General features: G+C 49.1%; 1 protein-coding gene. It reads right to left on the reverse strand.

The window, feature by feature from the left end:
• Positions 1–320 (reverse strand): IS5 family transposase (locus tag NXS07_RS21055; protein ID WP_258087640.1); only part of this gene is annotated, 320 nt, incomplete at its 3' end.
• Positions 321–332 lie beyond the last annotated feature (12 nt).

Genomic DNA, 332 nt, shown 5'->3' on the forward strand with positions numbered 1-332 from the left:
GCGCGAATATTGCTGCCATCCAGGCAAATTTCAGCCCAGTCAATCAAGCCTTTTTCATCCAGAATGGACAGTAACCGGTTAAATATCTTGTTGATAATGCCCGATTTTGACCCGCGGTTAAATCGGTTATAGACCGTTTTCCAAGGACCATAGCGTTCAGGTAAATCACGCCACGGTGCCCCAGAGCACAAGACCCAGAACATCCCATTCATCACTCGGCGGTGTTCAACATGTGGACGTCCTGCCCGCTCTGAATGGACCGGAGGTAAACAAGGTTCTATCACTATCCATGCGTCATCAGGAATGTCGTAGCGTGCCATCATCTTTTTCCC

The sequence above is a fragment of the Xenorhabdus bovienii genome (assembly GCF_024721015.1).
GTDB classification, from domain to species: domain Bacteria; phylum Pseudomonadota; class Gammaproteobacteria; order Enterobacterales; family Enterobacteriaceae; genus Xenorhabdus; species Xenorhabdus bovienii.